Source organism: Pinirhizobacter sp., assembly GCF_035317885.1.
Classification (GTDB): domain Bacteria; phylum Pseudomonadota; class Gammaproteobacteria; order Xanthomonadales; family Rhodanobacteraceae; genus Pinirhizobacter.
On sequence record NZ_DATHFX010000528.1, the window covers coordinates 1 to 3481 of the forward strand.

The following is a 3481-nucleotide window of genomic DNA, read 5'->3' on the forward strand; positions in this document are numbered from 1 at the left end:
TGGAGGGCTATACCCAGTTCCGCGAATTCGACGAATCCGAACTTGCGCTGGTGCCCGTGCTGCGCGCCATGCGCCAGGTGCATTACGCCGGATGGATCGCCCAGCGCTGGGGTGATCCAGCCTTCCCCGCCGCCTTTCCCTTCGCCGCCGAACCGCGATGTGTTGCAGACGTTTTTCCAGGAGCCCCGCATGACGCTTTTCCTCTTCCGCCTGATTGGCCTGGTGCAGATTGCCGGCGGCTTCTTCGGCCTGTCATCGATGACCTATCGCCTGCTGGCCGGTGGTGGCGGCATGCACGCCCTGGTGGATATCCTGGGCGCCGTGCTCTACGCCTTCATCCTGGTGGCTGGCGTGTTGCTGGTAGCCAATGACGGTCGCGGCCAGGGGCTGTCGATGTGGGCGCAGGGGCTGCAGGTGCCGTTGCTATCTCTGCCGCTGATCCACTACGAACTGCACGCCGGCGCGTTCTTCTATTTGATCGTTCACCTGGCTCAAGGCGCGCACATCGGCATCGACTACCACGTGGGCACCTATGGCTGGGGCGCCTGGCTCGGCGGGGGCGGATCCTCGCGCGTAGGCATCAACCTGCTGGCGGCGGTGTCCTGGCTGATCCTCAAGCTGCGCTAGAGGGTCGGCTATCATGCGTGGATGGATAATCCCGCACTCCCCGTGATCCGCCTTAAATCCGACCGCGCGCCCGGCCATCCCTGGGTGTGGTCGGCCCAGGTACACAAGCCCGACGCCCGCCTGCCGCCTGGCACCGTGGTGGACATCGCCGACAGCCGCGGCAACATCGTTGGCCGAGGCTTCTGGAACGGGCATGCACGGATCGCGCTGCGCGTGCTGGGCAATGGCTACGAAGCCATCGACGACGCCTGGATAGCGGCGCGCATCCGCAAGGCCGTGGCGCTGCGGCGCGAGCTGCTGTCACTCGATGACGTAAGCGACGCCTGGCGGGTGGTGCATAGCGAAGGCGACGGGTTATCCGGATTGGTGGTGGACCGCTACGCCAATTCCCTGGTGGTGGAATATTTCGCCGCCGGCATGTGGCGCTTCCGCGAGGCCATCCACGCCACGCTCAGCGAATGCTTCCCGGCAAGCTCGCTGTACTGGTTCGCCGAACAGCACGTGCAGAAGCAGGAATCCTTCGATTGCCGCAGCGGCGATGCGCCGGAGCCGGTGGAGGTACACGAACACGGACTGCGCTTTCGCTCAGCGCCGGGCCTGGGCCACAAGACAGGTTTCTTCGCCGACCAGCGCGACAACCGCGCGACATTCGCGCGCCTGGCCGGTGGCAAGCGCGTGCTCGACCTGTGCTGCAACGCCGGCGGCTTCGCCGTGCACGCAATGGCCGGCGGCGCGCTCGATGCCTTGGGCGTGGATGCCGACGCCGCCATCCTGGACATCGCGCGCGGCAACGCCGCGCTCAACAACGTCCAGGCCACGTTCGAGCAAGGCGACGTGTTCGAATGGCTGCGCGCGGCGATCGCGGAAGGCCGAATGTGGGATGCCGTCGTGCTTGACCCGCCCAAGCTCACCCGCGACCGCAACCAGGTGGTTCCCGCGCTAAAGAAATACTTCGCGATGAACCGCACCGCGCTGGACGTGATCGCGCCGGGCGGCATCCTGCTTACATGCTCGTGCACCGGCCTGGTCTCGGAAGGCGACTTCCTGGAGATGCTGCGCCGCGTGGCACTCAATGCCGGGCGCAGCATCCAGGTACTGGAAGTGTCCGGCGCCGGCGCGGACCACCCGGTTGCCGCCCCGGTACCCGAAGGCCGGTACCTGAAGGCGGTGTTCTGCCGCGTCGATTGATCTGTTAGGGGGAATTTGATGGATCTCATCCTGCGCGGCGCCAACCTTCCCGATGGCCGGTCGGGCATCGACATCGGTATCCGCGATGGCGTGATCGCGCACCTCGGACCCGCACTGGAAAATTCGGCTACCGAGGAAATCGACGCGCATGGCCGGCTGGTGAGTGCGCCCTTCGTCGATGCGCATTTCCATATGGATGCCACGCTCTCGCTGGGCCTGCCGCGGATGAATATCTCCGGCACGCTGCTGGAGGGTATCGCCTTGTGGGGCGAGCTCAAGCCCACCCTCACGGTCGATGCGCTCATCGAGCGCGCGATGGCCTATTGCGACATGGCCGTGGCGCAAGGCATCGGTGCCATCCGCAGCCACGTGGATGTCTGCGACGATCGACTGCTGGCTGTCGATGCCTTGCTGGAGGTACGCAAGCGCGTAGCTCCTTATCTCGACCTGCAGCTGGTGGCCTTCCCCCAGGACGGCCTGCTGCGCTCGCCGAACGCCAAGGAGAACCTTCTGCGCGCGCTCGATCGCGGCGTTGACGTGGTCGGTGGCATCCCGCACTTCGAACGCACGGATGCCGACGGCGCCGAGTCGATCCGCTGGCTGTGCGAACTGGCAGCCGAACGTGGCCTGATGGTGGACATGCACTGCGACGAGACGGACGATCCCATGTCACGGCATATCCAGACATTGGCGGCGCAGACGATGCGCACGGGCCTGCAGGGCCGTGTCACCGGCTCGCACCTTACGTCCATGCATTCGATGGACAACTATTTTGTTTCCAAGCTGATTCCGCTGATCGCGGAAAGCCAGGTGCACGCGATTGCCAACCCGCTGATCAACATCACCTTGCAAGGCCGCCACGATACCTACCCCAAGCGCCGCGGCATGACCCGCGTTCCCGAGTTGATGGCCGCGGGCGTCAACGTGGCGTTCGGCCACGACTGCGTGATGGACCCCTGGTATGCGATGGGTTCGGCCGACATGCTCGACGTTGCCCACATGGGCCTGCACGTGGCGCAGATGACTAGCCGCGACGGCACGCGCGCCTGCTTTGACGCGGTTACCTCCAATGCAGCCCGAGTGATGGGCCTGGATGATCATGGCATCGAGGTAGGCAAGCGGGCGGACATGGTGTTGTTACAGGCGGCAGATACCGTGGAGGCGATACGCCTCAAGGCCGCGCGTCTGGCGGTGATCCGTGACGGCAAAGTGATCGCCAGCGCTCCCGAACGCGTGGTCGCCCTGGACCTTCCTGGGCGCCCCACGGCGCTCCGTTTCGAACGCCCTTCCGGAAGCTGAACAAAAGCGACGGTACCCTCGCTTTCCACCCCCGTCGTTCAGGTTCGTCACCCTACATTGCAGCTGCCGCCCGCCCTTTCGAAAGTTTCAGGAAAGGCATCGGGCTTTACCGGAGGAATGGCCATGAACCGACTTACCCGCATCGCCGCTGCTGTCGCCCTTGGCTGCGCGAGCCTGTCGGCATTCGCCCAGCCGCCTGGGCACGACCGTGACCGCAATGGCCATGACGATCGCCGGGGCAACGACCACCGGGGTAACGATCGCCGTGGTGACGACCGCCGTGGTAATGACCGTCGCGGCTATGATCATCGCGGTTACGACCACCGCGACTACGGCCATCGCCCGCCGCCGCGCTACTACGGCCATC

4 protein-coding genes and 1 pseudogene are annotated in these 3481 nt (G+C 65.4%); all 5 read left to right on the forward strand.

The genetic code is table 11. The features are described 5' to 3' along the window. Nucleotides 1-158: pseudogene (locus VK519_RS17315) on the forward strand (serine/threonine protein kinase); the annotation flags it as partial. 31 nt (nucleotides 159-189) lie between these two features. After that, a complete protein-coding gene (locus tag VK519_RS17320) occupies nucleotides 190-627 on the forward strand; it encodes a hypothetical protein (protein WP_324351849.1) in 438 nt (145 codons plus the stop codon). Nucleotides 628-648: 21 nt separating this feature from the next. Next, nucleotides 649-1815, forward strand: coding sequence for a class I SAM-dependent rRNA methyltransferase (locus VK519_RS17325; protein WP_324351851.1), 1167 nt, complete (start codon nucleotides 649-651; stop codon nucleotides 1813-1815). Nucleotides 1816-1833: 18 nt separating this feature from the next. After that, nucleotides 1834-3114, forward strand: a complete 1281-nt coding sequence (locus VK519_RS17330; RefSeq protein ID WP_324351852.1) for an amidohydrolase family protein — start codon at nucleotides 1834-1836, stop codon at nucleotides 3112-3114. 123 nt (nucleotides 3115-3237) lie between these two features. After that, on the forward strand, nucleotides 3238-3481 hold a 244-nt coding region (locus VK519_RS17335), incomplete at its 3' end, for a hypothetical protein (RefSeq protein WP_324351854.1).